Origin of the sequence: Escherichia sp. AM3, assembly GCF_032029835.1 — a bacterium.
GTDB classification, from domain to species: domain Bacteria; phylum Pseudomonadota; class Gammaproteobacteria; order Enterobacterales; family Enterobacteriaceae; genus Escherichia; species Escherichia coli.
Map to the genome: position 1 here is coordinate 1 of NZ_JAVUPQ010000182.1, position 2,799 is coordinate 2,799.

General features: G+C 47.0%; 2 protein-coding genes and 1 pseudogene. All 3 read left to right on the plus strand.

Annotated elements, in window-relative coordinates:
* Positions 1 to 1,218 (plus strand): annotated as a pseudogene (locus RTW80_RS23670) (conjugal transfer protein TraG); the annotation flags it as partial.
* A 15-nt stretch (positions 1,219 to 1,233) separates the two neighbouring features.
* Positions 1,234 to 1,731, plus strand: coding sequence for an entry exclusion protein (locus RTW80_RS23675; RefSeq protein ID WP_000605857.1), 498 nt, complete (start codon positions 1,234 to 1,236; stop codon positions 1,729 to 1,731).
* A 31-nt stretch (positions 1,732 to 1,762) separates the two neighbouring features.
* On the plus strand, positions 1,763 to 2,494 hold the full coding sequence (gene traT, locus RTW80_RS23680) for a conjugal transfer complement resistance protein TraT (protein ID WP_023565183.1): 732 nt from the start codon (positions 1,763 to 1,765) through the stop codon (positions 2,492 to 2,494).
* The last annotated feature ends 305 nt before the right edge of the window (positions 2,495 to 2,799 follow it).

Sequence of the window (2,799 nt, forward strand, 5' to 3'; positions counted from 1 at the left end):
GCGTCGAACAGAGCAGAAAGTGCCCTGCATGGTTTCAGCAGCAGTATTGCCAGTGCCTGGAACACGCTCAGTCAGTTTGGTTCTAACCGGGGGAGCAGTGACTCTGTCACCAGTGGTGCTGACAGTACGATGAGTGCACAGGACTCCATGATGGCCAGCCGTATGCGCAGTGCAGTGGAAAGCTATGCGAAGGCGCATAATATCAGTAATGAGCAGGCGACTCAGGAACTGGCATCCAGAAGTACGAGAGCTTCTGCCGGGATGTATGGAGATGCTCATGCTGAATGGGGGGTTAAACCTAAAATTCTTGGTGTTGGTGGAGGATTAGGCGTTAGAGGTGGTGGTCGGGCTGGCATTGACTGGAGTGATGATGATGCGCATCAGGCCAGCAGTGGTTCACGGGCCAGCTATGATGCTCGTCATGATATTGACGCTAAAGCCAGTAAGGACTTTAAAGAGGCCAGCGATTACTTTACCAGTCGCAAAGTCAGTGAATCCGGCAGCCATACTGACAATAATGCTGATTCCCGGGTGGATCAACTGTCTGCAGCCCTGAATTCAGCGAAACAGAGTTACGACCAGTACACGACGAATATGACCCGCAGCCATGAATATGCTGAAATGGCATCCCGTACTGAAAGCATGAGTGGGCAGATGAGCGAAGATTTGTCGCAACAGTTTGCACAGTATGTGATGAAACACGCACCGCAGGATGCCGAAGCTATTCTGACAAATACCAGTTCGCCGGAGATTGCAGAACGCCGTCGGGCAATGGCCTGGTCTTTTGTGCAGGAACAGATACAGCCTGGTGTTGATAATGCCTGGCGGGAATCCCGTGGCGATATTGGTAAAGGAATGGAGAGCGTACCTTCGGGTGGAGGCAGTCAGGATATTATTGCTGACCATCAGGGACATCAGGCCATTATTGAGCAAAGAACGCAGGACAGTAATATCCGTAATGATGTAAAACATCAGGTTGATAATATGGTCACAGAATATAAAGGGAATATAGGTGATACTCAGAACAGCATACGTGGCGAGGAAAATATTGTAAGAGGACAGTATTCTGAACTGCAGAATCACCATAAAACAGAGGCATTATCTCAGAATAATAAATATAATGAAGAAAAGTCGGCTCAGGAAAGAATGCCCGGGGCTGACAGTCCACAGGAACTGATGAAAAGGGCAAAGGAGTATCAGGATAAGTATAAGCAATAATACTGTGTTTGGGAGATGATAATGAGATGTTTAGCCCATATTGCTCTGGTAACAGTGATACAGTTTATCGCCTGTTATCTGGCTGATTGGGGGAATGCCGAAACAGTTTTTATGCTGTTCTTCATAGTGCTATGGCAGGGACTGTTTATCTGGTTGTTCTCTCAAATACGAAAAAAACGGGATGTGTCGGATGAGTTTAAGTTTAGTAAAGGCGTTTGGTATATAACGATGCCAGTATCTTCCTTACTCTCTCCGTTATTAAGCCTGATGGTTTTTATCATTGGTACACTATACGAATTAAGGCAAGTTAGTGGTTGCATAAGCATAAAAAAATGGGGGCAAAATCAACTCAAAGACCAATATGATGGGAGTGAAAAGTTAGACTTCGGGGGCATTGAACAGACCCCAACGATCTACTATAACCCTTCAACCGGATATCCTATGCATGGAGGCTTTGATTCAGCGGGAAATACTTTTGGGACTCGTTGGCAGGACTATTATGACAGGCAATAAGAAAACTGTAGTTTGTAAAAAAGGTAATTTGATGAAAACAAAAAAATTGATGATGGTTACACTGGTCAGTTCCACTCTGGCCCTTTCAGGGTGTGGTGCGATGAGCACAGCAATCAAGAAGCGTAACCTTGAGGTGAAGACTCAGATGAGTGAGACCATCTGGCTTGAACCCGCCAGCGAACGCACGGTATTTCTGCAGATCAAAAACACGTCTGATAAAGACATGAGTGGGCTGCAGGGCAAAATTGCTGATGCTGTGAAAGCAAAAGGGTATCAGGTGGTGACTTCTCCGGATAAAGCCTACTACTGGATTCAGGCGAATGTGCTGAAGGCCGATAAGATGGATCTGCGGGAGTCTCAGGGATGGCTGAACCGTGGTTATGAAGGCGCAGCAGTTGGTGCAGCGTTAGGTGCCGGTATCACCGGATATAATTCCAATTCTGCCGGTGCCACACTCGGTGTGGGCCTTGCTGCCGGTCTGGTGGGTATGGCTGCAGATGCGATGGTGGAAGATGTGAACTATACCATGATCACGGATGTGCAGATTGCAGAGCGTACTAAGGCAACGGTGACAACGGATAATGTTGCCGCCCTGCGTCAGGGCACATCAGGTGCGAAAATTCAGACCAGTACTGAAACAGGTAACCAGCATAAATACCAGACCCGTGTGGTCTCAAATGCGAACAAGGTTAACCTGAAATTTGAAGAGGCGAAGCCTGTTCTCGAAGACCAGCTGGCCAAATCAATCGCAAATATTCTCTGATTATCTTCCGGAGGCTGGTCTGACCGGCCTCCTGACTGACGCCTCGCTTTGCTCGTTGTCCAACCCCGGGGAGAAATAAAATAAATTTTATTTCTCCCCGGCGTTTCCGAAATAAATATGAAAACACTGAGCGGTTGTGCAAATTCTTTGTGCGACCGTGAAGTGTTGCCGGCGAAGCCGGAATTTAACGGTTATTAATCTTTTCATCATTAATAATCAGTCCGACTGACTTTCTTTCTTCAGAATATCATCATGAGTTTTAACGCAAAGGATATGACCCAGGGCGGTCAGATTGCGTCCATGCG